Genomic DNA, 23,049 nt, shown 5'->3' on the forward strand with positions numbered 1-23,049 from the left:
TGCCGGCCGCAGGAGGTGGCGGGTGTTTCGAACCCACGAAAACCCGAGTCGTTGATTGCGTTGCGACGACGTTCGACCCAAAAAACAAAAACCCAGCAATCCATTCAGATTGCTGGGTTTCCATGTCGAACTTGGTTGCGGGGATAGGATTTGAACCTATGACCTTCAGGTTATGAGCCTGACGAGCTACCGGGCTGCTCCACCCCGCGTTAAACCGTTGCGTGCCTTGCAGAAAGAGTGCCCGAGCCGGTCGGCCAACGCATCAGATGGCGCCGATCGATCCGTCCGGAGGGCTTCCTGAGAAGGCGACCCGGGCCGAAGCCGTCGGGTGCGAGGGGTATGTATCAACGTGAGTACGGTTTGGAAAGCCCCGGATGCGGGTTTTTGAGGATTTTGTGACGTCCAAATCGCCGGTTTTCCTGGCAAATTTACCGTCGGGAACCGGCTCTTGCCAGATCGTGCGCAAAAGCGGAGCTTGGCGCCCAACAAAATCCGTCAAGGACACGTCATTCGAGGGGAAACGCCATGGACCGGCCATTGAAGAGCCCGGGGCTGCATGCGCTTGAGGACACCTTTCACCGCCAGTTCGAGCTGTCGCGGAGCGAGCCGGCGCCGACATTGCAGGCGCGGCTCGACCGGCTGCGCCGCCTGCGCGCTGCGCTGACCGAGAACGAGGCGCGATTCGAGGCGGCGATCTCGGCCGATTTCGGCCACCGCTCCACCGTCGAGACCGCGATCGCCGAGACCATGCTGGTGCTCGGCGAGATCAAGCATGCGGCCAAGCACCTCAAGGGCTGGATGGCGCCCGAGCGGATCCCGACCACGGTGCAGTTCGCGCCGGCCAGGAACCGGCTGATACCGCAGCCGCTCGGCGTGGTCGGGATCATCGCACCCTGGAATTATCCGCTGCAGCTGACCCTGGCACCCGCCGTCGCGGCGATCGCGGCCGGCAACCGCGCCATCATCAAGCCGAGCGAGCTGGTGCCGCGCTTCGCCGAGCTGCTGGCCGAGGTGATCGAGAAGAAGTTCGACACCACCGAGCTTGCGGTCACCGATATCGACGACGACATCGCAACGACTTTTGCCGCGCTGCCGTTCGATCATCTGATCTTCACCGGCTCGACCCGCGTCGGCCGGCTGGTCGCGGAGGCGGCCGGCCGCAACCTGACACCGGTGACGCTCGAGCTCGGCGGCAAATCGCCCGCGATCGTCGACGGCTCCGCCGACATCGACGAGGCCGCGCAGCGCATCGCCTACGGCAAGCTGCTCAATGCCGGCCAGACCTGCATCGCGCCCGATTACGTGCTGGTGCCGCAAGCCTCGGTGCAGCCGTTCGCAATGCGGCTGCAAGGCCACACGCAGCACATGTTCGGTACCGATCCGAAAAATCCGGACTACACCTCGATCGTCTCGGACCGGCACTATGCAAGGCTCGAGGGTCTCGTCGCCGACGCCGCTGCGAAAGGCGCGACCATCATGCAGCCGGCCGCGCCGAACGATCCCGAGTGGAAGGCGAGGCGCAAATTCCCGCCGACCGTCATCGTCGATGCCACGCCCGAGATGACCGTGATGCAGGAGGAGATCTTCGGACCGCTGCTGCCGGTCATGGGCACGCGCGACGCAACCGAGGCGATCTCCTTCATCAACCGGCGCGACCGCCCACTGGCGCTGTACTGGTTCGGTACCGACAACGCCGCGCGCGATCAGGTGCTGGCACGCACTGTGTCGGGCGGCGTCACCGTCAACGATTGCCTGTTCCATTTCGCGCAGGCCTATCAGCCGATGGGCGGCGTCGGTGCCTCCGGCACCGGTGCCTATCACGGCGAATGGGGATTCAAGACGCTGACCAAGTTGAAGCCGGTGTTCTACCGCTCACGCTTCAACCGGCTCGCCGATCTCTATCCGCCCTATGGCGCGAAGATCGCGCGGCTGGAGAAGCTGATGCGGCTGTTGTCGTAGGCAGGGCTGTCGTTCCGGGGCGCGAAGCGAACCCGGAACGTCGAGATTCCGGGTTCGATGCTAACGCATCGCCCCGGAATGACAATGAAGGGGGAAACATACGTGACTGACACATTCGATTTCGTGGTGGTGGGCGCCGGCTCGGGCGGCTGCGCGGTGGCGGGGCGGTTGTCGGAGGACCCGGCGACCTCGGTGGCGATGCTCGATGCCGGCGGCAAGAACGACAATTGGGTGGTGACCACGCCCGGCGCCATCATTCTCATGCTCTCGAGCAAGCTCAACAACTGGGCCTTCGACACGGTGCCGCAGAAGGGTCTCAACGGCCGCATCGGCTATCAGCCGCGCGGCAAGGGGCTCGGCGGCTCGAGCGCCATCAATGCCATGGTCTATATCCGCGGTCATCGCGCCGACTACGATCACTGGGCTTCGCTCGGCAATACCGGCTGGGGCTACGCCGACGTGCTGCCCTATTTCAAGCGTTCGGAGAACAACACCGAGCTCGACGGCGAATATCACGGCAAGGGCGGCCCGCTCAACGTCACCGGCCTGCAGTCCGACAATCCGGTCAAGGAGACGTTCCTCCAGGGCGCGCGCGAGGCGCAGTTCCGGATCCGCGACGATTTCAACGGCGCCGAACAGGAAGGCCTCGGCATCTACCAGGTGACCCAGAAGAATGGGGAGCGCTGGAGCGCGGCGCGCGGCTACATCCATCCCCACATGGGCGGCCGGCCCAATTTGCGGATCGAGACGCAGGCGCGGGCGACCCGCATCCTCTTCGAGGGCAAGCGTGCCGTCGGCGTCGAATACATGCAGGGCAAGGAGAAGAAGGTGCTGCGCGCGCGGCGCGAGGTCATCCTCTCGGCCGGCGCGTTCCAGTCGCCGCAATTGCTGATGCTGTCGGGCGTCGGCGACGCCGCGGCGCTCGGCAAGCACGGCATCGCCAGCGTGCATGATCTGCCGGGTGTCGGACAGAACCTGCAGGATCACCCCGATTTCGTGTTCGGCTTCGCCTCCGACGCACCTTATTTCTCGGGACTGTCGTGGAGCGGCATCGGGCGGATCCTCAAGGGCATCGGGCAATATCGGCGCGAGCGGCGCGGCCCGATGACCTCGAACGTCGCCGAATGCGGCGGCTTCCTGAAGACGCGACCTGAGCTCGACGTTCCCGACATCCAGCTGCATTTCTGCATGGCCATGGTGGAAGACCACGGCCGCAAGCCGCGCTGGGGCACCGGCTTCTCCTGCCATGTCTGCCTGCTGCGCCCGGCAAGCCGCGGCAGCGTGTGGCTGAACAGCGCCGACCCGCTCGCGGCTCCCGCGATCGATCCGAATTTCTTCGGCGAGGACAGCGACGTCGAGACCATGGTCGCAGGCTTCAAGATGACGAAGCGGCTGCTCGATACGCCGGCGCTGCGCGCCCTGCAGCAGAAGGACATGTTCACAGCGGATGTCCGCACCGACGACGACATCCGCAGCATCCTGCGGGCGCGCTCCGACACCGTCTATCACCCGGTCGGCACCTGCAGGATGGGCACCGATGATCCGCTTGCGGTGGTCGACCCGAAGCTGCGCGTGCACGGGCTCGAGGCCCTGCGCGTGGTCGACGCCTCGATCATGCCGACCTTGATCGGCGGCAACACCAATGCGCCGACCATCATGATCGGCGAGAAGGCCGCCGACATGATCAAGGCCGAGATGCGGGCGGGGTGACCAAATGCGCAGGGTGGGCAAGGCAAAGCGTGCCCGCCTCTTCTTGTCCGGCTCTTGATGGTGGGCACGGCGCGAGAGCGCCTTTGCCCACCCTATGAGACTGCCGTCGCAGGGCCGCACTGCCAAAATATCGAAAACAACCCCATGCAAAGTAGCCGGCGACTGCCGGCGGACACCGCAACTTGACTCGTCGGGCAAATCAGCGGCATTCTTCCAGAATCCAGAAATCGTGCAGACGCCCCTCGCAGTGTCATCACCCGCGCATGCGGGTGATCCAGTATTCCAGAGACCACAGTGCTTGAGCCGGGGGGCCGCGGCGTACTGGATCGCCCGGACAAGCCGGGCGATGACGGCGGTGGACGAGGACATAGCCTCACATCCTCTCAGGATGAGATCTTGTTTGGCGGCTTTTCGCTGCGCTTCATCCGGGCGGCAAAGCTAGTTGAGCAAAAACCCGCCATCGACCGTCACCACGGTGCCGGTCATGTAGCGCGAGGCGTTGGAGGCGAGCAGCATGATCGCGCCGTCGAGATCGGACTCCGCACCGACGCGGCGCTGCGGAATCCGTTTTGCGAGCCGCTCGCCTGCCGGCGTCGACCAGAAATCATGGTTCATCTCGGTGTCGATGTAGCCCGGCGCCAGCGCGTTCACGCGGATGTTGTTGCCGGCGAGTTCCAGCGCCATCGCCTTGGTGCCCTGGATCATGCCGGCCTTGGAGATCGCATAGGGCGAGACGGCCTTGAGCACGCCCTGGCCGAGCACGGACGCGACATTGATGATGTTGCCCGGCTGCTTGCGCAGGATCATGCGCCGCGAAAGCTCGGTCGCGAGGAAATAGGCGCCCTTCAGATTGGCGTTGATCACGGCGTCCCAATCGGCCTCGGTCTGCTCGGTCGCGAGCTTCTCGATCGCGATGCCGGCATTGTTGATCAACACCGAGACCGGACCGAGTGCGGATTCCGCGGCGTCGATCGCTTTCGCAATGCCGGAAACATCCGCAACATCCATCTGCACCGCGGCAGCGCGGCCACCTTTGGCCCTGATCTCCTCCGCGAGGCTTTTCAGCTTCGCGGTCTGGCGCGCCGCCAGCACCACCGCAGCGCCATGCGCCGCCAGCACGCGGGCGAACTGCCGTCCAAGCCCCTGCGAGGCGCCGGTGATGAGGATGATTTCTTTACTGACATCGAATAGGTCGGACATCGGCAGGTTCCCGGATTGAAGCGGACGAGTGATAGCGACAATTGTCCTTGATGTAAGCAGGTGTGATCAACCAGGGGACCGTAGGAGATCGGGGCAGGAATTCCTTATCCATGAACCTCTTCGACATCGTCGTGACGCTCGGTCTGTTGTTTGCGGTCGCCACCGGATTCACAACCGGCCTGTTGCGCAGCGCGGTCACCATCCTGGCCTATCTCGTTGCCATGCCGCTTGCGGTCGCGCTGCTGGCGATGGTCGGGCCCCACATCGCAGCGCTGCCATCCTCGCCGTTTCCGCCCAACGGGGTGCTGCTGTTCGGCCTCTTCCTTCTGATCGGCGTCATTCTCGGAAAGATGGCGCGGACGATGCTCGACGACACCATGGGCTCGGAGATCGGGATCGGCGACCGGCTCGGCGGCGCGCTGCTCGGCGCGATCAGGGTCGGCCTCGTGGTGACCACGCTGGTGCTGGTGTTCGATCAGCTGGTGCCGCCGGCGAGACAGCCGCAATTCCTCAACGGATCGCAGTTGCGGCCGTGGTTCTCCGCCGCCGGACAGGCCGGATTCCGGTCGCTGCCGCCCGAAGCCACCATGGCGATCGAGCGGCTGCGGCGCGAGCAGCGCATTTAGAGCGTTTTCGAGCGAAGTGGATACCGGTTCGCGTGAAGAAAACGCGTCAAAACAAAATCTAGAGCCCCGTTCCGATTCAATCGGAACGGGGCTCTAACCCATCGCGTTCGCCCGCCTGTTCCTGCCCGGCATGCACTTATGCATTGCACGTCCCTTACCGGCGACGCCGGGCTTGGCTAGACTGGCGCCATCGAAGCTTTACAAACCAACCCGACATCACAGGGAGCGAACTCGTGGATCTTGGAATCAAAGGCCGCCGCGCCATCGTCTGCGCATCGAGCAAGGGACTGGGCCGCGCCTGCGCGATCGCGCTCGCCAATGAGGGGGTGCATGTCACGCTGACGGCGCGCGGCGCCGAGGCGCTGAAGCAGACCGCCGACGAAATCCGCAAGGCGCATCCCGGCATCACCGTCACCGAGATCGTCGGCGACATCACGACGCCGGCCGGACGCGAAGCCGTGCTCAAGGCCTGCCCCGATCCGGACATCCTGATCAACAATGCCGGCGGCCCGCCGCCCGGCGATTTCCGCAACTGGACCCGCGACGACTGGATCAAGGCGATCGATGCCAACATGCTGACGCCGATCGAGCTGATCAAGGCGACCGTCGACGGCATGATGGCGCGCAAATTCGGCCGCATCGTCAACATCACCTCGGCGGCGGTGAAGGCGCCGATCGAGATTCTCGGCCTGTCCAACGGCGCCCGCGCCGGCCTCACCGGCTTCGTCGCCGGTCTGTCGCGCAAGACCGTGATCAACAACGTCACCATCAATGGCCTGCTGCCGGGCCCGTTCGAGACCGATCGCCTGCGCGGCACCGCAAAGCCCGAGGCCGAGAAGCGCGGCATCTCGGCCGAGCAGGTGCTGGCCGAGCGCGCCAAGCTGAACCCCGCCGGCCGCTTCGGCCATCCCGACGAATTCGGTTACGCGTGCGCCTTCCTGTGCGGCGCCAAGGCCGGCTTCATCACCGGACAGAACCTGCTGCTCGACGGCGGCGCCTTCCCCGGCACGTTATGAGAGCCGTCTGGTACGAACGGACCGGCGCGGCGCCGACGGTGCTCACCGTCGGCGAGATGCCGACGCCGGACGCGGGCCCGGGCGAAGTCCGGGTTCGCCTCGAGGCGTCCGGGGTCAATCCGGCCGATGTCGGCCGCCGCAGCGGCAACTATCGCGCGATGGAATTTCCACGCGTGATCCCGAACAGCGACGGCGCGGGGCTCATCGACCAGATCGGTGAAGGCGTGACGCGTTTTGCCGTCGGCGATCGCGTCTGGCTGTTCAACGGCCAGCGCAACGGCCGCGCCTTCGGCAGCGCGGCCGAGTACATCACGCTCGCCGATTACCTGGTGACGCCGCTGCCGCAGGACGTGTCGTTCGCGGCCGGTGCTACGCTCGGTATCCCCTGCATGACCGCGTGGTGCGCGCTGTTTGCCGACGGTCCGATCGCCGGACAAACGGTGCTGGTCACCGGCGGCGCCGGTGCAGTCGGCCACTATGCCGTGCAACTGGCCAAGTGGGGCGGCGCGCGCGTGATCGCGACGGTGAGCTCGCACGTCAAGGACGTCGAGGCACGGCTTGCCGGCGCCGATACGGTCGTCAACTACCGGACCGAGGACGTCGTCTCCAAGGTGATGGCCTTCACCGAGAATCGCGGCGTCGACCGCGTGATCGACGTCGATTTCGGCGGCAATCTCGCAACCACGCTGAAGATCATGGCGCTGAACTCGACGATCGCGGTCTACGCCACCAACGGCAACCGCACGCCAACGCTGCCGGTGCGCGAATTGATGGAAAAATGCATCACGGTGCGCTCGCTGGTGCTGTTCGCACTGCCGCCGCCGCTGCTCGCGGCCGCGCAGGCCGACATCACGAGCTGGCTGGAGTCCGGCACCCGCGTGCACAACATCGCCGGACAATTCGCGCTGACGGAGACCGCCGAGGCCCATCTCGCCGTCGAGAAGGGCGACAAGATCGGCACCGTGATCGTCGACTGCGCGCGATGATGGGCAGGCTCTCTTCCCCCTCTCCCCGTTCTTACGGGGAGAGGGTTGGGGTGAGGGGCTGCCACCGCAAAGATGGTAAGGATGGAGTATACGGAAGCTCCCCCTCACCCGGACCGCATTCCGCTTCGCTGCATGCGACATAGCCGAAGCTCTGCTTCGGCGTTCTTGAGGACGGCCGCCGTAGGCGGCCTATGCCCCTCCCCGCAAGCGGGGCGAGGTGAAGTGAGCAACGCAAACGAGAGAAACAAGAAAACCGAGGACACGCCGCATGCAATGGACGATCGGTAAGGTCAAGATCACAAAGGTCGTCGAGCTCGAGACCGTCGGCAGCACGCGCTTCATCCTGCCGCTGGCCGGCCGGGAAGAGATCCAGAGCCTGCCCTGGCTGATCCCGCATTTCGCCAATGAGGATGGCCGGCTGAAAATGTCGATCCATTCGCTTCTGGTCGAGACGCCGGAGCACCGCATCATCGTCGACACCGGTCTCGGCAACGACAAGCAGGGCCGCAACGTGCCGACCTGGAACAACCGCAACGATCCGTTCCTGGAGAAGCTGACCGCGGCCGGATTTGCGCCTGACAGCATCGACACCGTGCTGTGCACGCATCTGCATGTCGACCACGTCGGCTGGAACACGAAACTCTCCGGCGGCAAATGGGTGCCGACCTTCGCCAATGCGCGTTACGTGTTCGGCAAGACTGAATTCGAGCACTGGCGCGACCACAGCGACGATGCCGCGCATGCCGCCGTGTTCGCCGACTCGGTGAAGCCGATCGCTGATGCCGGCAAGGCCGAGCTGGTACCGAGCGATCATCGCCTCACCGAGGAGATCACGCTGATCCCGACGCCGGGACACAGCCCCGGCCATATGAGCATCCACATCAGGTCCGGCGGCGCGGAAGGATTGCTGACCGGCGACGTCGCCCATCATCCCTGCCAGATGTATCACCTCGACTGGTCGTCGACCGCGGACTCCGACCAGAAGCAATCGGCCGCGACGCGGCGCGAGTTGTTCTCGCGCTTTGCCGACACGCCGACGCTGGTGATCGGCGGGCATTTCAACGCCGGCCACATCAAGCGCGACGGCGACGCGTTCAGGTTCGTCGCGCTGAGCTAGGGCGGCATGGCTCTACTTCGTATCGAACAGCGGACTCCGCTCCACCTCGCCCCGCGTGCGGGGAGAGGTCGGATCGCATCGTCAGATGCGATCCGGGTGAGGGGGAGCCTCCGCAAACACAGCTATCATCGAATACGCGGAGGCGGCCCCTCACCCCAACCCTCTCCCCGTAAGAACGGGGAGAGGGAGCGCAGTACGATCGCTATTCGACCTAGTCTCATCGCGCGCTAGATCAGGCTGGCGCGCGCGAGGAAGAGCGCCTCGGCCTCGCTGGCGGCGATCGCGGCTGGATAGGGCAAGGCCCTGGCCCTGCCCGGAAGGTTGCGCTCGAGCTCGGCGCGCTCCTCGTCATCATCGGCGATGTAGACGGTGACCCGGATCAGCCGGCCGAGCTCGGCCTTGCGCGCTTTCATCCACAGCACCATCGGCTTGCCGGCGGCGACCTCCGGCTGATCGTTGATATTGACGATGACGGCGAGCGGACGGTTTGCGGCAAGCAGCTCGGTGTATTCCGCGGTCCAGTCGCAGCCGTCCTGCTCGGTTTGCAGACGGCCGGTTGCGATGAAGATGCCGGGCTCGGCTTCGCGAAAGAATTTCATGCAAGCTTCCTCATGATGACGACACCTGGCCGTGCTGATCGGGCTGATCAGGACGACAGCGGGGCTCAAATATCCATCGACTGACGGTCGGTCAATGCATCTAAGCTATTTCAAATTCATTCTAAATATGCGATCTCAGAAGCGGATATCAGGTATGGATGGATGCTGACGGGATGATCGGGAAGCGGCAGGCGGCGGCCACGCGCGGTGCAGCTCAGCACTGGAGACGAACCCAGCCCGCCGAGGTCAGGGTGGACGACCTGATGGCCGCGGCAGCTACGCTGTTCATCGCGAAGGGCATCGAAGCCACCACGATCGACGACATCGTCAAGCGGGCCGGCGTCGCGAAGGGCACCTTCTACCATTACTTCTCGACCAAGGCCGATGTCGTCATCGCCCTGCGCGCCCGCTTCACGCAGGATTTCCTTGCCCGTGTTGCCGCCTCGGTCAGTGAGCGTGCCGCGGACGATCACGCCGGGCGGCTCTCCGCCTGGCTGCGCGGCGCCGTTGGAACCTATCTTGCCAATGTCGAGCTGCATGACGTCGTGTTTCACGATTTCCCGCATCATCAGCGTCAGTCACAGGAAAAGGACGACGTGATCGCGCAGGTCGTCAGCGTGCTAGAGGACGGCAGGAGGGCCGGCGTCTGGGCGTTCCCGAACGCCCGCAGCGCGGCGCTGATCGTGTTCGACGGGATGCATGCCGTGGTCGACGACGCGATCGTCGCGGGCACCCGCGATCCCGAGCCGCCGTGCCGGCTGTTGGAAGAGATGTTCACCCGGATGCTGGCCGCGCCGCGTCCGCGATCATGACCGGCGTCTGAAAGTGCCGGCCCAAAACGGCTACGCTGGCAGGTGATGGCTGCAATGCCATGGCCGTGAAGCGGTTGAATTTCCCGGCGCGCTGTTCCATGAAGCGTGTCGAGGTATACCAGTAACAATCCTCAAGACATCGTAGGGAGTGATCAACATGAAGCTTGTTCGTTATGGCGAAAAGGGTGCGGAAAAGCCCGGCCTGATCGATAAATCCGGCCAGCTCCGCGACCTCTCGGCCCATCTGAAGGACCTGACCGGCGAAGCCTACACGCCGGAATCGCTGAAGAAGCTTTCCGCCCTCGATCCCGCCTCCCTGCCCGCCGTCTCCGGCAAGCCGCGCTTCGGCGCTCCGGTCACCGGCATTTCGAAGTTCGTTGCGATCGGCCTGAACTATTCCGACCACGCCAAGGAAACCGGCGCTCAGATCCCGACCGAACCGATCATCTTCATGAAGGCGAATACCTCGCTGTCCGGCCCGAACGATGCCGTCGAGAAGCCGCGCGGCTCGACCAAGCTGGACTGGGAAGTCGAGATCGCCGCCATCATCGGCACCCGTGCCAAGTACGTCTCGGAAGCCGACGCGCTGAACCACGTCGCCGGCTATTGCGTCTGCAACGACGTCTCCGAGCGCAACTTCCAGACCGAGCGCCTCGGACAGTGGACCAAGGGCAAGTCGCACGACACCTTCGGCCCGGTCGGCCCGTGGCTCGTGACCAAGGACGAAATCGCCGACGTGCAGAACCTGTCGATGTGGCTCGACGTCAACGGTCAGCGCCGGCAGACCGGCTCGACCAAGACCATGATCTTCACGATGGCGAAATGCATCTCCTACGTCTCGCAGTTCATGACGCTGCTGCCCGGCGATATCATCACGACCGGCACCCCGCCTGGCGTCGGTCTCGGTATGAAGCCGCCGACCTTCCTCAATGTCGGCGACGTCGTGACGCTCGGCATCGAAGGCCTCGGCGAGCAGCGCCAGGAAATCGTCGCGGCGTAAGGCTCGGCTAGCGCCACCCGTCATTGCGAGCGAAGCGAAGCAATCCATCTGTCCACACGAGCGGATCAATGGATTGCTTCGTCGCTTCGCTCCTCGCAATGACGATCCAATCTGACAGAAGAGGGGCCTCCCATGAAACTCACCTTCTCCCCCGCCTCCCCGTTCGCCCGCAAGGTGCGCATCGCGGCGATCGAGCTTGGCCTGATCGACAAGATCGAGTTCGTGCCGGCCAGCGTTGCGCCGGGCACGGCCAATGACGAATACTCCAGGATCTCGCCGCTGAAGAAGCTGCCGGTGCTGATCCTCGACCATGGCGACGTCATTTTGGATTCCTACGTCATCGTCGAATATCTCAACGAGATCGGCGGCGGCCGGCTGATCCCGGGCTACGGTCCGCGGCGCTGGCAGCTGAAGACCGATCATTCGCTGCTCAACGGCATGCTCGATTCCATGCTGCTGTGCCGCTACGAGAAGATGGTGCGGCCGCAGGGTTCGCTGTGGCAGGCCTGGTATGACGACCACTGGAACAGGGCCTGGGCGGGCATGGCGCGGTTCGAGAACCGGCCGGACGTGCTGAACGGCGCGTCGTTCGACATCGCGCAGATCGGCCTCGTCTGCGTGCTCGGCTACGCCGATTTCCGCTTCGCCGATTGCGGCTGGCGCAAGGCCTATCCCAAGCTCGACGCGTTCTACCAGAGAATGCTGGAGCAGCCGTCGGTGAAGATCTCGGCGCCGCCGCCAGCGTAGCAGGGCGACGCGTGGGGAGAACGACGATGCGCGAATGCGTCCCCGCCTCTCGATTTTCAGCGCGAGCCTGGCGCTCGCGCTGACCCTCTCCGATCTCGACTTTGTGATGATGATGACGGCAGCCCGGTACGGCCCGCCGGAGCAAGACCTTGCGGCGATGGATATCCTCGCCAACATCAGCATTCCCGCCGTGCGCGACGCGCACTGACCTCATCCAAGGAATCACCATGAGCTTGAAATTTGCCGCCGGCGATCTCACCATTCATCGCATTGTCGAGGAGGAAGGGCTGTTCCTGCCCGCGCATGACATGCTGCCCGGACTGACACCGGAGCTGCTCGCGGAGAACCGCGCCTGGATGAAAGCGGCCGGCGCACTCGATGACAGCGACACGCTGATCCTGGCGTTCCAGTCCTACATCGTGAAGACGCCGCACCACACCATCCTGATCGACAGCTGTATCGGCAACGACAAGCCGCGGCCGGGGCGGCCGAGCTGGAACATGAAGACCGACGACAACTATCTGCGTGGCCTCGCGGCGGCGGGCTTTTCGGTCGGCGACATCGACTATGTGATGTGCACGCATCTGCATGTCGACCATGTCGGCTGGAACACGCGGCTCGAGAACGGCCGCTGGGTGCCGACCTTCCCGAACGCGCGCTACGTGTTCGACAAGACCGAGTTCGACTACTGGACCGAGACCAGCGCCAAGGCGGAGGTCCCGCCCTTCGTCGACAGTGTGCTGCCGGTGGTCGAAGCCAAGCGGGCCGACCTGGTCGGCAATGATTTTGCGATCGGCGATCACATGCGCGTGCTGCCGACGCCCGGCCACACGCCGGGCCATCTCGCCTTCACCTTCGGCCGCGGCAAGGACGATGCGGTGTTCGCCGGCGATCTGATGCACTCGCCGCTCCAGACGCTTTATCCGGAGCTGTCGCCGAAGTTCGACGTCGACCCGGCGCAGGCCGCGAAAACGCGGCGCAGCTTCCTGGAGCGCTATTGCGACACCGACACGCTGTGCTGCCCCGCGCACTTCCCCTCGCCGACGGTCGGCAAGATCAGGCGGAAGGGCAACGGATTTGTGTGTGAGACGGTGAAGTAGGCTGAATTCGCGACAGTCGCTCTCTTCCACCCTCCCCTGGAGGGGGAGGGTCGGCTCACATGAAGCGCAGCGCAATGTGAGACGGGGTGGGGTGATCTCTCAACGCGGGCAGCGCCCGATACGGGAGACCTTCACCCCACCTCGGTTCGCATTTCATGCGAACCGATCCTCCCCCTCCAGGGGAGGATAAGGAGGGCGCGCCCCGCTCAATCAAACAAACTCGGCGTGTGGTTCACCACCGCGCCTTCGATCTGCAGCATCTTCAGCTTGGTCACCACGCCGCCATTGGCCGAGAATCCGCCCGGCTTGTTGCCGGCCGCCAGCACGCGGTGGCAGGGCACTACGATCGGGCACGGGTTGCGGCCCAATGCCTGGCCGACGTCGCGCGACAGCTCGACGCCACCGAGCTGCTTGGCGATATCGCCATAGGTCACGGTCTTGCCCGGCGGAATCTTCCGCGCGATGTCGTAGACGCCGCGGTTGAACGCCGGCACGCCGTCGAGATCGAGCACGATGTCGGCGAGGTCGTTCGGCTTGCCGGCGAGCAGCTCGATCATACCGTCGATCGCGTGCTGCACCTCGGCCGGCGGCGCGGCCTCGGTGACGTCGCCGTTGCGCTGGAAGATGCGCTTGCGGGTCTTCTCCTCGGTGCCCATCGGCAGCTGCACACCGGTGACGCCGTGCTCGCCCCAGACAATGCCGCAGGCGCCGATCATGGTTTCGAAGATTGCAAAATGCTGGCCGGTCATGGCTCGCTCCAGATGTTCCTTCATATCGTTTGGGCTCACACATTCGAGCCTGTTGCTGATCTGAAATCTAGGCTTGGAGAATGTTGCTATCCACCCGAATTCCGTGGGAACTTGGGCTAAATCAACAACATCTCCTGCCCTCCGCGAGCCCCAAATGCACAGCCTCCGCGTCAACGGTTTCGACATGCCCTATCTCGATATCGGAGAGGGCCCGCCGCTGGTCTGCGTGCACGGCTCGCTGTGCGATTTCCGGATCTGGTCGGCGGTGCTCGGCCCCCTGACACGGCGGCATCGCGTGATCGCGGTCAGCCTGCGGCATTTCTTCCCGGCGCATTGGGACGGCGTTGGCGACACCTATTCGATCGCGCAACATGTCGACGACGTCATCGCCTTCATCGAGGCATTCGACACCAAGCCGGTCGACCTGATGGGGCATTCCCGCGGCGGCCATATCTGCTTCCGCGTCGCACAGCGCCGGCCGGACCTGCTGCGCAAGCTGATCCTCGCCGAGCCCGGCGGCGAACTCGACGCGAGCCTTGATCCCGATTTCAAGCCGGGCCCCTCGCCGCTGGCGGCACGCTTCGCGGCGTGTGCCGCTGAGATCGCCAAGGGCGACATCGACGGCGGCTTGCAGATTTTCATGGACGCGCTCGAAGGCCCCGGCGCCTGGAAGCGGATTCCGGCGACCTCCAAGCAGCTGTTGCGCGACAACGCGACCACCCTGCTCGGCCAGACCCGCGACCAGCGCCCGCCGTTCTCGAAGGCCGACGCGGAGGCGATCAAGACGCCGACGCTGTTCATCGGCGGCGCCAACACCAAGGGCGTGCTGCCGAAGGTGCTGCACGCGCTCGCCGCCAATGTGAAGGGCGCGCGCACCGAGATGATCCCGGGCACCACGCATCCGATGTTCGAGCAGGCCCCGCAGCGCTATTGCGAGATCGTGCTGGAGTTCTTGGCGGGCTGAGGCGCCGCTACACCTCTTCATCTCGCCCCGCTTGCGGGGAGAGATCGGCGCGCGTTGCGCGCCGGGTGAGGGGGTACAGGTCTGTCCAACCACATCGCTCGCGGAGAGAGCCCCTCACCCCAACCCTCTCCCCGTAAGAACGGGGAGAGGGAGACCCACACCTCACACCTTCCAGACACCGACCGGCTGCCGCACGGCAACATTCAGCCGGTTCCAGACATTGATCGCGGCGATCCCCAGCACCAGGGACGCGAGCTGCTGCTCGTCAAAATGCTTCGCCGCCTCGTCCCACACCGCGTCCGTCACCGGATCCTCGCGATCGCTGAGCCGGGTCACCGCTTCGGTCAGCGCCAGCGCGGCGCGTTCGGCTTCGCTGAAATACGGCGTGTCGCGCCAGGCCCCGACCGCGAACAGCCGCTCATCGGTCTCTCCCGCGCGCCTGGCAAGCTTCGGGTGCATATCGACACAGACGCTGCAGCCATTGATCTGGCTGGCGCGCAGATGGACCAGCTCGAGCAGCTTTTCCGGCAGCGCCGGCTTGGTGCTCTCGCTGAGCGCCTGCAGCGCTTTCATGGCATCGGGAACAACCATCACCGGGTGGTTCATGCGGGCTTTCATCATCTCACTCTCCTGATTTGCCTTTTGACGAAGCCGTGCCGATCTGTTGTCACATCGGCCCGCTTTCGTTCGTCATGGCCATGACGGAACGGACAAAGGGAATGTGACCGATGGACGAAGAAAAATTTCTGGCCGAACAGTTCGAGGCCAACCGGCCGCGCCTGCGCGCGGTGGCCTACCGCATGCTGGGCTCGACCGCCGAAGTCGACGACGCCGTGCAGGAGGCCTGGCTGCGGCTCGGTCGTACCGATGCTGCCACGGTCGACAATCTCGGGGGTTGGCTGACCACGGTGATCGCGCGGATCTGCCTCGACATGCTGCGCTCGCGCAAATCACGCCGCGAGGAGCCGATCGGGCCGCATGTGCCGGAGCCGATCGCGGACAATCCGTCCGAGCGCGAGGCCGAGATGGCCGACTCCGTCGGCGCGGCGCTGCTCGTGGTGCTGGAGACGCTGGCGCCGGCCGAGCGGCTGGCTTTCGTGCTGCACGACATGTTCGCGGTGCCGTTCGAGGAGATCGCGCCGATCGTCGGACGCACGCCGGCCGCCGCGCGGCAGCTGGCAAGCCGCGCCAGACGCCGCGTGCAGGGCGCGCCGCCCGCGCCGGATGCCGATCTCAGCCGGCAGCGCGGCATCGTCGAGGCTTTCCTCGCGGCGTCCCGCAACGGCGACTTCGAGGGGCTGCTTGCCGTGCTCGCGCCCGACGTCGTGGTGCGCGCCGATCAGGCCGCGCAGCGGCTCGGCTCGCTGCCGGTCACCCACGGCGCAGTTGCGGTCGCGGAAAGCTTCAAGGGGCGCGCGCAGGCCGCGAAGCCAGCGCTGGTCGATGGCGAGATCGGCGTTGCCGTCATCTTCGGTGGCGCGTTGCGTGTCGTGCTGCGGGTCACGATATCTGGCGACAAGATCGCGGCGATCGATGCCACCGCTGAGCCCGCAGAGATCGAAGCCTTCGATGTCGAAGTCCTCGATCCGAGTTGATCGCAGCTAGAGGCGAACAGGCCGCGATGTTAGTGTCCTCCCTGCGCTATACAGGGAGGACAATCATGAAACTATCCATCAAATTGCTCGCGTCGGCTGGCCTGCTTTCGCTCGCCTTTGCCTCGTCCCCCGCCTTTGCTGCCGCGGATGAAAAGCTGCGCGCGGCCGCCGAGCAGGCCCAGCCGGCCGTGATCGAGAGCCTGCACGACATGGTGCTGATCGAGTCGGGCTCCAGCGATGTCGAAGGCCTGAAGAAGATGGCCGACTACACCGAAGCACGGCTGAAGGCGCTCGGCGCCAAAACCGAACGGCGCAAGACCACGAAGGGCGCCGGCGCCGACATGGTGATCGGCACCTTTGAGGGCACCGGCAGCAGGAAGCTGATGCTGATCGCGCACATGGACACGGTCTATGAGCACGGCATCCTCGACACCCAGCCCTACAAGGTCGACGGCAACAGGATCTACGGGCCCGGCATCGCCGACGACAAGGGCGGCATCGCCGTCATCCTGCATTCGCTCAAGATCCTGAACGATGCGGGCTGGCGCGACTACGCCAAACTCACGGTGTCGTTCAATCCGGATGAAGAGGTCGGCTCGATCGGCTCCGGTGAGATCATCGCCGAGCTCGCCGACCAGCACGATGTGGTGCTGTCCTGCGAGCCGACAGTTGCACCGCCAGTGGCCAAGAACGAAAGCCTGCTGCTCGGCGCCAGCGGCACCGCGACCGGCACGATGGATGTGAAGGGCAAGGCCTCGCATGCCGGCGCCGCGCCGCAGCTCGGCCGCAACGCGCTGATCGAGCTCGCGCATCAATTGCTGCAGACCCAGGACGTCGCGAAATCCATTCCGGGCACGCAGCTGAACTGGACCACCGCGAAGGCCGGCACCGTGCGCAACCAGATCCCCGATCACGCCAGCGCCGGCGCCGACATCCGCCTCACCATTCCGGACGGCGTGCAAAAGCTGCAGGCGGCGCTCGACGAAAAGGTGAAGAGCAAGCTGATCCCCGACACCGAAGTGACCGTGAAGGTCGTCGCAGGCCGCCCGCCCTTCGTGGCAAACGATCGCGGCCGCGCGCTCGCCAGGCAGGGACAGGCGATCTACGCCGAGCTCGACCGCACGCTGGATATCGCTGAGATGACCGGCGGCGCGACCGACGCCGGCTACGCCGCGCGCAGCGGCAAGGCCATCGTGGTCGAAAGCTTCGGCCTCGCCGGCTGGGGCTATCACGCCCGCGACGAATACATCGACACCAACTCGATCGTGCCGCGGCTCTATCTGATGACACGGATCCTGATGGAGCAGGGCAAGGCGAAGTAGCGCTCGGACCACGGGTTCGCTGACGACCATGATCTCGTCATGCCCGGGCTTGTCCCGGGCATCCACGTCCTGGTTTGCGCATGAGGAAAGACGTGGATGGCCGGGACAAGCCCGGCCATGACGGATGGGCTCGGGCAGAGCCAAGTCAGAAAAAGCGTCCACTCATCAACAGCTTAGATCGATCCCTGACTTCAACCTTGACCGTTCCCGCTAGCCGCAGTAGCTTACCTTTCGAACACGGAATTCCGTATTCCAATTTGGATGGTCGGCATATGATCCCGTTGGACCCGCTTCCGAACCTGATCGACCAGGTCTACGGGCGATTGCTCGAAGCGATCATCGACCGCACGCTGCTGCCCGGCCAGCGCATCACCCAGAACGAACTTGCCGATCGGCTCGGCGTCTCGCGTCAGCCGATCTCGCACGCGCTGCATTTGTTGCATCGCCAGGGCCTCGTCGCCGAGAGCGGCAAGCGCGGCTTCGAGGTGACGCAGCTCGATCCGCAGCGCATCCGCGAGCTCTATGAAGTGCGCGGCGCCATCGATGCGCTGGCGGCGCGGCTTGCCGCGACGCGTGTGAAAGAGGATTCCGCGGCACGTGCGCAGCTCGAGGCCGCGCTGGAAGCCGGGCGCGCGATCGACGACACCGCGCCGCTGTCGCGCCTGATCGCGCTCGACGTCGACTTCCACAGCGCGATCTATCGGCTGGCCGGCAATACCGCGATCGAGGAAATGATCGCGCCGCAATGGCCGCATATGCGCCGCTCGATGGCGACCGTGCTCGCCGAACTCGATTACCGCGACAGCGCCTGGACCGAGCACGAGACCATCGCCGCACACATTTTCTCCGGCAACGCCGCCGCCGCTGAGGCCGCCGCGTTGGCCCATGCGCAGACGGCCGGGCGGATGACCGAAGAGAAGCTGAGGGCTATCGACGTGGCGGCGTGAACACGACCGTCACGGCACCAAGAACGAAAACCAAAAATCAAAGGAGGAAAGCACCATGAAACTGACGCCGGAGCAGATCGAATTTTTCCATCGCGAAGGCTGGCTGTTCCTGCCCGAGCTGTTCAGCCAGGAAGAGGTTGATTTCCTCGCACGCGAGGCGGTCTCGATCTATGACGCCAACCGCCCCGAGGTGTGGCGCGAGAAGAGCGGCGCGCCGCGTACGGCCTTCGCCGCGCATCTCTACAACGAGGCGTTCGGCCTCCTCGGCGCGCATCCGCGCATGATCGACCCCATCGAGCAGCTGTTCGGTGAGAAGGTCTACATGCATCAGTTCAAGATCAACGCGAAGGCGGCCTTCACCGGCGACGTCTGGCAGTGGCACCAGGATTACGGCACCTGGAAGCGCGACGACGGCATGCCGGAGCCGCGCGCGATGAACATCGCGATCTTCCTCGACGAGGTGATGCCGATCAACGGCCCGCTGATGCTGGTGCCGCAGAGCCAGACCGCCGGCGACCTGAAGGCGTCGCACGATCTCGAAACCACGTCCTACCCGCTGTGGACGCTGGACGAGGAGACGGTGACGCGCCTCGTGAAGCAGGGCGGCATCGTCGCCCCGACCGGCAAGCCCGGCGGCATGTTGATGTTCCACGGCAATCTGGTCCACGGCTCGAGCGGCAACATCACGCCCTACCCGCGCAAGATCGTCTATTTGACGCTGAACGCGGTCTCGAACTACATCCGCACCCCGACGCGGCCGGACTACATCGCACACCGCGACTTCACGCCGATCCAGACGGTCGCCGACGACGCACTGCTGCGGCTGGCCCGTGCGCCGCGCCAGGCGGCGGAGTAATATCCCTGATGTCGTTCCGGGGCGCGCGAAGCGCGAACCACAGATGCGCGATTGCGCATCGGGGAACCTCGAGATTCCGGGTTCGACGCTAGCGCGTCGCCCCGGAATGACCCTTTTGTTTGGAAAGCAAAATGAACCTGCATCACCTCCTCAAAACCCGCGCCGCCGCCGGCAAGCCGGTTCGCGTCGCCCTGATCGGCGCCGGAAAATTCGGCTCGATGTTCCTGTCGCAGGTGCCGCACACGCCGGGGCTCGAGGTGCCGGTGATCGTCGATCTCGACCGCGACCGCGCGCGCGAGGCGTGCCGCACGGTCGGCTGGGACGACGCGCGGATCGGCGCGACCACCTTTACCGATGACGGCGCGCGTGCGATCGCGGGCGGTGCATTCGATGTCGTGGTTGAAGCGACCGGCAATCCCGCGGTCGGCATCCGCCATGCCCGCGCGGCGATATCAGCCGGCAAGCATGTCGTGATGGTCAATGTCGAGGCCGATGTGCTGGCGGGCCCGCTGCTCGCCGAAGAGGCGCGCAAGGCGGGCGTGGTCTATTCGCTCGCCTATGGCGACCAGCCGGCACTGACCGCGGAGATGGTCGATTGGGCGCGCGCGACGGGATTCCGCGTCGTCGCTGCCGGCAAGGGCACGAAATATTTGCCCGCCTATCACGACGTGACGCCGGAAGGCGTGTGGCAGCATTACGGGCTCACATCAGGCGAGGCGCAATCCGCCGGCATGAACCCGCAGATGTTCAATTCCTTCCTCGACGGCACCAAGTCCGCGATCGAGATGGCGGCGATCGCCAATGCCTGCACGCTCGATGTGCCGTCGGAGGGCTTGCTGTTTCCGCCCTGCGGCGTCGACGACCTGCCGCATGTGATGCGGCCGCGCGACAAAGGCGGCGTGCTGGAGAAATCCGGCATCGTCGAGGTGGTGTCGTCGCTCGAGCGCGACGGCCGTCCGGTGTTTCGCGATCTGCGCTGGGGTGTCTATGTGGTGCTGGAGGCGCCGAACGATTATGCCGCCGATTGCTTCAAGCAGTACGGCCTCAAGACCGATGCGTCCGGCCGCTATGCGGCGATGTACAAGCCGTATCATCTGATCGGACTCGAGCTGAACATTTCCGTCCTGTCGGCGGCGCTGCGGAACGAGCCGACCGGGCAGCCGCGCGGCTTCCGCGGCGACGTCGCAGCGGTGGCGAAGCGCAATTTGCGCGCCGGCGAGATGCTCGACGGCGAAGGCGGCTACACGGTGTGGGGCAAACTGATGCCCGCCTCCGCCAGCCTCGCCGCCGGCGCATTGCCGATCGGGCTCGCGCATCGCGTCAAGCTGAAGAACGACATCGCCCATGGCGCTGTCGTGCGCTGGAGCGACGTCGAGGTCGACGAGAGCAACGACACCATCAAGACGCGCAAGGCGATGGAGCAGACGTTTTCGCGCTGACGCTCGAACGACAGGACGTCCTTCACCTCTCCCCGCGCTTTGCGGGGAGAGGTGAAGGCCGCCTTTGGCGGCCGTTCTCAAGAACGCCGAAGCGTAGCTTCGGCTATGTCGCATTGCAGATGCGATCCGGGTGAGGGGCGAGGCACGCTGTTCAACAAGACGCAAAGTGCTCGCCGGATAGAGGCCCCTCACCCCAACCCTCTCCCCATAAGAACGGGGCGAGGGAGAAGAGAAAGCACCGCCGAACGACTCACGGCAGCAGCCGCCTCGCCTTCGCCAGCTTGAACCATTTGCGGAACATCGCTTCCGTATCCATCATCTCGGTGAAGCCGGCCTGGTTGATCTTCACCGTCGAGACGATCGAGGGCGGACCGGATTCGGTCTGTCCGTAGCGCATGCTGTAATCGGCATATTGGAACGACAGGCCGACGAACTCTTCCAAGCTAGGTGCGATCAGATCGTGCTTCCTGCGCAGTTCGTCCCACAGCGCGATCCATTTCGGATACTCCTGCGCCAGCGACAACGGCACGTGCCGGCCCGGCGCCATCTCGAGCGCATCTGATACCGCGGGCCAGATATTCTCCCAGGTGAAGACGTCGCCATTGGTGACGTTGAACGCTTCATTGCGCGCGGTCTCGGCCTCGCCCGACCAGGCGATCGCGCGCGCCAGGAGATCGACGTCGACCGCCTGCGCGACGCGCGGCGCACCGCCGGGATAGTCGAGCGGCCTGCCCTGCGCGCGCAACACCGCCGCATAGACGCCGAGCGGCGGGATCAAATCCATCGCACCGCCCATGGCCTCGCCGATGATCAACACCGGGCGCAGGATGCTCCAGTGCCAGCGCTTGCCCCGCTGCAGCTCCCGCAGGAAATTCTCCTGCGCCCAATAGAAATTCGGCTGCTCGTACATTTCCGAGCGGCCCTCGCGCGCCGGCACCGTGAGCGGCCGGACGTGCACGCCATAAGCCTTGGTGCCCTGCAGCAGTGCGACATGTTTGAGATCAGGCGCGACGGGTTCGAGCACGCCCATCAGGTTGCGCAGCATGCGGTCGTTGATTTCGATTTGCCCGGCATCGCGCCAGCCATCGACCAGGCTCGGCGCTTCATAGAGCGCGGCATAGATCAGGTGCGTCGCGCCGGCGAGCTCGGCCGCGGCGCGGCGGCAATCCTCAGCGCTGGTGAGGTCGATCCGCACATGCTGCGCGCCATAGAGATCGCGCGGCTTGCGACGCGACAGCGCGATGCGCTCGCAGTCGCCGGATGCGCCGAAGTGTCGCAAGGCGGCGTTGCCCACGAGGCCGGTCGCGCCGGCGACCACGACTTTCTTGTTGGCCATGTCCTTGAACTCCCATCAACTCACCTGCCCTGCGTAGCAGATCACGGCAAGACCGACAGGTATCGGATGAGACCAACAGCGCCGATTTCCCTTCGCAGCTGCAACCAAGGCGGGCGCTTGATTTCCTCCGGCAAACGATCATCCTGACCGGTGGAACCGAAGGCTCGGATTTCCAAACACAAGAGCCCGTCGAGGGTCACCGGACACATTCACCACAGCAACGTCGATCGATCGGCGAAGAAAGACGGCACCAAGATCGTTCCCCTTGTCGAGGCATCGGCACACAGGAGGAATACGCATGAAGCGTCGTGATTTCTTGAGGGCAGGCGGCGTCGGACTGGCTGCGACGGCGGTGGCTGCACCTGCGGTCGCGCAATCGATGCCGGAGGTCAGGTGGCGGCTCGCGGCAAGCTGGCCGAAGGCGCTCGATACGCTCTATGGCGGCTGTGAATTCTTCTGCAAGCGCGTCGCCGAAATCACTGACAACCGTTTCCAGATCCAGTCCTTCGCCGCCGGCGAGATCGTGCCGGGCCTGCAGGTGTTGGACGCCGTCTCCAACGGCACGGTCGAGATGGGCAACACCGCGCTATATTATTACTGGGGCAAAAATCCCGCCTTCACCTTCGGCACCTCGTTGCCGTTCGGCCTCAACACGCGCCAGCATATTTCCTGGCTGCAATGGGGCGGCGGCAGCGAGCTGATCAACAACCTGCTTACGGAATACAACTGTGTCGGCATTCCGACCGGCTCGACCGGCGCCCAGATGGGCGGCTGGTTCCGGAAGGAGATCAAGTCGATGGCGGATTTGCAGGGGCTGAAATTCCGCGTCGGCGGCTTCGCCGGCACCATCATCGCCAAGGTCGGCGGCGTGCCGCAGCAGATCGCCGGCGGCGACATCTATCCGGCGCTGGAGAAAGGCACCATCGACGCCGCCGAGTGGGTCGGGCCGTATGACGACGAGAAGCTCGG

At 64.9% G+C, this 23,049-nt stretch carries 23 protein-coding genes and 1 tRNA gene (1 of these 24 only partly in view); 18 read left to right on the top strand and 6 right to left on the bottom strand.

Annotation, left to right across the window (positions count from 1 at the left end):
* Nucleotides 1-132: 132 nt before the first annotated feature.
* Nucleotides 133-209 (bottom strand) — tRNA-Met (locus JQ573_RS31390).
* Between the two features lie 316 nt (nt 210-525).
* On the opposite strand from JQ573_RS31390, the gene JQ573_RS31395 reads away from it, so the two are divergent.
* Nucleotides 526-1,959, top strand: coding sequence for a coniferyl aldehyde dehydrogenase (locus JQ573_RS31395; protein WP_212318141.1), 1,434 nt, complete (start codon nt 526-528; stop codon nt 1,957-1,959).
* Nucleotides 1,960-2,061: 102 nt separating this feature from the next.
* Nucleotides 2,062-3,669, top strand: coding sequence for a GMC family oxidoreductase (locus JQ573_RS31400; RefSeq protein WP_212318143.1), 1,608 nt, complete (start codon nt 2,062-2,064; stop codon nt 3,667-3,669).
* Nucleotides 3,670-4,107: 438 nt separating this feature from the next.
* Here JQ573_RS31400 and JQ573_RS31405 read toward each other — a convergent pair whose 3' ends face one another.
* Nucleotides 4,108-4,869 (bottom strand): SDR family NAD(P)-dependent oxidoreductase, encoded by a 762-nt coding sequence (locus JQ573_RS31405; protein ID WP_212318145.1) that lies wholly within the window; start codon nt 4,867-4,869, stop codon nt 4,108-4,110.
* 110 nt (nt 4,870-4,979) lie between these two features.
* On the opposite strand from JQ573_RS31405, the gene JQ573_RS31410 reads away from it, so the two are divergent.
* From JQ573_RS31410 to JQ573_RS31425, 4 genes are all read left to right on the top strand, one after another.
* Complete coding sequence (locus JQ573_RS31410; protein ID WP_212318147.1) at nt 4,980-5,495, top strand: CvpA family protein; 516 nt, start codon at nt 4,980-4,982, stop codon at nt 5,493-5,495.
* A gap of 233 nt (nt 5,496-5,728) precedes the next feature.
* Complete coding sequence (locus JQ573_RS31415; protein WP_212318149.1) at nt 5,729-6,511, top strand: SDR family oxidoreductase; 783 nt, start codon at nt 5,729-5,731, stop codon at nt 6,509-6,511.
* Nucleotides 6,508-7,497, top strand: coding sequence for an NADPH:quinone reductase (locus JQ573_RS31420; RefSeq protein WP_212318151.1), 990 nt, complete (start codon nt 6,508-6,510; stop codon nt 7,495-7,497). The genes JQ573_RS31415 and JQ573_RS31420 overlap by 4 nt, the downstream gene beginning before the upstream one ends.
* A gap of 268 nt (nt 7,498-7,765) precedes the next feature.
* Nucleotides 7,766-8,614 (top strand): MBL fold metallo-hydrolase, encoded by an 849-nt coding sequence (locus JQ573_RS31425; RefSeq protein ID WP_212318153.1) that lies wholly within the window; start codon nt 7,766-7,768, stop codon nt 8,612-8,614.
* A gap of 227 nt (nt 8,615-8,841) precedes the next feature.
* On the opposite strand, the gene JQ573_RS31430 is transcribed toward JQ573_RS31425, so the two are convergent.
* Entirely contained in the window at nt 8,842-9,213 is a 372-nt protein-coding gene (locus JQ573_RS31430; protein ID WP_212318154.1) for a hypothetical protein, read from the bottom strand.
* Between the two features lie 158 nt (nt 9,214-9,371).
* Here JQ573_RS31430 and JQ573_RS31435 point away from each other — a divergent pair, with 158 nt between their 5' ends.
* The 5 genes from JQ573_RS31435 (at nt 9,372) to JQ573_RS31455 (ending at nt 12,872) form a co-directional block, all read left to right on the top strand.
* Nucleotides 9,372-10,025, top strand: coding sequence for a TetR/AcrR family transcriptional regulator (locus tag JQ573_RS31435; RefSeq protein ID WP_249132574.1), 654 nt, complete (start codon nt 9,372-9,374; stop codon nt 10,023-10,025).
* 157 nt (nt 10,026-10,182) lie between these two features.
* Nucleotides 10,183-11,025 carry a fumarylacetoacetate hydrolase family protein gene (locus tag JQ573_RS31440; protein ID WP_212318158.1) on the top strand — a complete coding sequence of 281 codons (843 nt, stop codon included), beginning with the start codon at nt 10,183-10,185 and terminating at the stop codon, nt 11,023-11,025.
* 132 nt (nt 11,026-11,157) lie between these two features.
* Nucleotides 11,158-11,772 carry a glutathione S-transferase family protein gene (locus JQ573_RS31445; protein ID WP_212318160.1) on the top strand — a complete coding sequence of 205 codons (615 nt, stop codon included), beginning with the start codon at nt 11,158-11,160 and terminating at the stop codon, nt 11,770-11,772.
* A gap of 34 nt (nt 11,773-11,806) precedes the next feature.
* On the top strand, nt 11,807-11,980 hold the full coding sequence (locus tag JQ573_RS31450; RefSeq protein WP_212318162.1) for a hypothetical protein: 174 nt from the start codon (nt 11,807-11,809) through the stop codon (nt 11,978-11,980).
* Nucleotides 11,981-11,999: 19 nt separating this feature from the next.
* Complete coding sequence (locus JQ573_RS31455) at nt 12,000-12,872, top strand: MBL fold metallo-hydrolase (protein WP_212318164.1); 873 nt, start codon at nt 12,000-12,002, stop codon at nt 12,870-12,872.
* 206 nt (nt 12,873-13,078) lie between these two features.
* Here the strand turns inward: JQ573_RS31455 and JQ573_RS31460 are convergent, their stop codons facing one another.
* On the bottom strand, nt 13,079-13,621 hold the full coding sequence (locus tag JQ573_RS31460) for a methylated-DNA--[protein]-cysteine S-methyltransferase (RefSeq protein ID WP_212318166.1): 543 nt from the start codon (nt 13,619-13,621) through the stop codon (nt 13,079-13,081).
* A gap of 154 nt (nt 13,622-13,775) precedes the next feature.
* Between JQ573_RS31460 and JQ573_RS31465 the strand changes: the two genes are divergently transcribed.
* Complete coding sequence (locus JQ573_RS31465) at nt 13,776-14,585, top strand: alpha/beta fold hydrolase (RefSeq protein WP_212318168.1); 810 nt, start codon at nt 13,776-13,778, stop codon at nt 14,583-14,585.
* Nucleotides 14,586-14,747: 162 nt separating this feature from the next.
* Here JQ573_RS31465 and JQ573_RS31470 read toward each other — a convergent pair whose 3' ends face one another.
* Nucleotides 14,748-15,203 (bottom strand): carboxymuconolactone decarboxylase family protein, encoded by a 456-nt coding sequence (locus JQ573_RS31470; RefSeq protein WP_212318409.1) that lies wholly within the window; start codon nt 15,201-15,203, stop codon nt 14,748-14,750.
* Nucleotides 15,204-15,313: 110 nt separating this feature from the next.
* On the opposite strand from JQ573_RS31470, the gene JQ573_RS31475 reads away from it, so the two are divergent.
* The 5 genes from JQ573_RS31475 to JQ573_RS31495 all read left to right on the top strand — a co-directional run bounded on the left by JQ573_RS31475 (nt 15,314) and on the right by JQ573_RS31495 (nt 20,744).
* A complete protein-coding gene (locus JQ573_RS31475) occupies nt 15,314-16,180 on the top strand; it encodes a sigma-70 family RNA polymerase sigma factor (RefSeq protein ID WP_212318170.1) in 867 nt (288 codons plus the stop codon).
* Between the two features lie 65 nt (nt 16,181-16,245).
* Nucleotides 16,246-17,502 carry a M20/M25/M40 family metallo-hydrolase gene (locus JQ573_RS31480; protein WP_212318172.1) on the top strand — a complete coding sequence of 419 codons (1,257 nt, stop codon included), beginning with the start codon at nt 16,246-16,248 and terminating at the stop codon, nt 17,500-17,502.
* A gap of 272 nt (nt 17,503-17,774) precedes the next feature.
* Nucleotides 17,775-18,449 carry a GntR family transcriptional regulator gene (locus tag JQ573_RS31485; RefSeq protein ID WP_212318174.1) on the top strand — a complete coding sequence of 225 codons (675 nt, stop codon included), beginning with the start codon at nt 17,775-17,777 and terminating at the stop codon, nt 18,447-18,449.
* 55 nt (nt 18,450-18,504) lie between these two features.
* Nucleotides 18,505-19,305, top strand: coding sequence for a phytanoyl-CoA dioxygenase family protein (locus tag JQ573_RS31490; protein ID WP_176533757.1), 801 nt, complete (start codon nt 18,505-18,507; stop codon nt 19,303-19,305).
* 131 nt (nt 19,306-19,436) lie between these two features.
* Nucleotides 19,437-20,744 carry an NAD(P)H-dependent oxidoreductase gene (locus JQ573_RS31495; protein WP_212318176.1) on the top strand — a complete coding sequence of 436 codons (1,308 nt, stop codon included), beginning with the start codon at nt 19,437-19,439 and terminating at the stop codon, nt 20,742-20,744.
* A gap of 250 nt (nt 20,745-20,994) precedes the next feature.
* Here JQ573_RS31495 and JQ573_RS31500 read toward each other — a convergent pair whose 3' ends face one another.
* The gene (locus JQ573_RS31500; RefSeq protein WP_212318178.1) at nt 20,995-22,080 is read right to left on the bottom strand and encodes an NAD-dependent epimerase/dehydratase family protein; all 1,086 of its coding nucleotides are present in this window, start codon (nt 22,078-22,080) and stop codon (nt 20,995-20,997) included.
* Between the two features lie 298 nt (nt 22,081-22,378).
* On the opposite strand from JQ573_RS31500, the gene JQ573_RS31505 reads away from it, so the two are divergent.
* On the top strand, nt 22,379-23,049 hold the 5' portion of the coding sequence (locus tag JQ573_RS31505; protein ID WP_212318180.1) for a TRAP transporter substrate-binding protein. The gene runs 418 nt beyond the window's last position; only the first 671 of its 1,089 coding nucleotides appear in the window; the start codon lies at nt 22,379-22,381; its stop codon lies off the right edge, out of view.

Source organism: Bradyrhizobium sp. AUGA SZCCT0105 (assembly GCF_018129565.1).
Taxonomy (GTDB): domain Bacteria; phylum Pseudomonadota; class Alphaproteobacteria; order Rhizobiales; family Xanthobacteraceae; genus Bradyrhizobium.

Bases quoted from the DNA above. Each gene is read 5' to 3' on its own strand.
- JQ573_RS31395 (WP_212318141.1), top strand. From the start codon at position 526: ATGGACCGGCCATTGAAGAGCCCGGGGCTGCATGCGCTTGAGGACACC.
- JQ573_RS31405 (WP_212318145.1), bottom strand. From the start codon at position 4,869: ATGTCCGACCTATTCGATGTCAGTAAAGAAATCATCCTCATCACCGGC.
- JQ573_RS31410 (WP_212318147.1), top strand. From the start codon at position 4,980: ATGAACCTCTTCGACATCGTCGTGACGCTCGGTCTGTTGTTTGCGGTC.
- JQ573_RS31420 (WP_212318151.1), top strand. From the start codon at position 6,508: ATGAGAGCCGTCTGGTACGAACGGACCGGCGCGGCGCCGACGGTGCTC.
- JQ573_RS31425 (WP_212318153.1), top strand. From the start codon at position 7,766: ATGCAATGGACGATCGGTAAGGTCAAGATCACAAAGGTCGTCGAGCTC.
- JQ573_RS31430 (WP_212318154.1), bottom strand. From the start codon at position 9,213: ATGAAATTCTTTCGCGAAGCCGAGCCCGGCATCTTCATCGCAACCGGC.
- JQ573_RS31435 (WP_249132574.1), top strand. From the start codon at position 9,372: ATGGATGCTGACGGGATGATCGGGAAGCGGCAGGCGGCGGCCACGCGC.
- JQ573_RS31440 (WP_212318158.1), top strand. From the start codon at position 10,183: ATGAAGCTTGTTCGTTATGGCGAAAAGGGTGCGGAAAAGCCCGGCCTG.
- JQ573_RS31445 (WP_212318160.1), top strand. From the start codon at position 11,158: ATGAAACTCACCTTCTCCCCCGCCTCCCCGTTCGCCCGCAAGGTGCGC.
- JQ573_RS31450 (WP_212318162.1), top strand. From the start codon at position 11,807: ATGCGTCCCCGCCTCTCGATTTTCAGCGCGAGCCTGGCGCTCGCGCTG.
- JQ573_RS31455 (WP_212318164.1), top strand. From the start codon at position 12,000: ATGAGCTTGAAATTTGCCGCCGGCGATCTCACCATTCATCGCATTGTC.
- JQ573_RS31460 (WP_212318166.1), bottom strand. From the start codon at position 13,621: ATGACCGGCCAGCATTTTGCAATCTTCGAAACCATGATCGGCGCCTGC.
- JQ573_RS31465 (WP_212318168.1), top strand. From the start codon at position 13,776: ATGCACAGCCTCCGCGTCAACGGTTTCGACATGCCCTATCTCGATATC.
- JQ573_RS31470 (WP_212318409.1), bottom strand. From the start codon at position 15,203: ATGAAAGCCCGCATGAACCACCCGGTGATGGTTGTTCCCGATGCCATG.
- JQ573_RS31475 (WP_212318170.1), top strand. From the start codon at position 15,314: ATGGACGAAGAAAAATTTCTGGCCGAACAGTTCGAGGCCAACCGGCCG.
- JQ573_RS31480 (WP_212318172.1), top strand. From the start codon at position 16,246: ATGAAACTATCCATCAAATTGCTCGCGTCGGCTGGCCTGCTTTCGCTC.
- JQ573_RS31485 (WP_212318174.1), top strand. From the start codon at position 17,775: ATGATCCCGTTGGACCCGCTTCCGAACCTGATCGACCAGGTCTACGGG.
- JQ573_RS31490 (WP_176533757.1), top strand. From the start codon at position 18,505: ATGAAACTGACGCCGGAGCAGATCGAATTTTTCCATCGCGAAGGCTGG.
- JQ573_RS31495 (WP_212318176.1), top strand. From the start codon at position 19,437: ATGAACCTGCATCACCTCCTCAAAACCCGCGCCGCCGCCGGCAAGCCG.
- JQ573_RS31500 (WP_212318178.1), bottom strand. From the start codon at position 22,080: ATGGCCAACAAGAAAGTCGTGGTCGCCGGCGCGACCGGCCTCGTGGGC.